Below are 287 nucleotides of genomic sequence, written 5' to 3'. Positions count from 1 at the left end.
AACCGACGAAGCAATCAATAAATTAGAGCTTGAGTCGTTGAATAAACAATTAGAAAAAATCAGCCGTACAGACAGTTTAACCCAGCTGCATAATCGCGGTTTTTGGGAAGAGAGCCTAAAGCAGGAGTTTAAGCGTTTAAAACGTAATCAAGGCCAAAGCGCATTGCTTATGTTTGATATTGACCACTTTAAGCGAATTAATGATGAATACGGCCACAGTGGTGGAGATGAGGCTATACGCCATATCTCAGACTTACTACGCAAAACACTGCGAGAAACAGATACTG

General features: G+C 40.8%; 1 protein-coding gene. It reads left to right on the top strand.

The window, feature by feature from the left end:
• Nucleotides 1-287, top strand: a 287-nt coding sequence (locus CWC16_RS19490) for a GGDEF domain-containing protein (RefSeq protein ID WP_138542693.1), incomplete at both ends; no start/stop codon positions are given.

It is taken from the genome of Pseudoalteromonas sp. S3776, from assembly GCF_005886915.1.
Lineage (GTDB): Bacteria > Pseudomonadota > Gammaproteobacteria > Enterobacterales > Alteromonadaceae > Pseudoalteromonas.
Note: the sequence above shows the minus strand (reverse complement) of the source record. Positions and strands in the feature narration are given on the sequence as shown.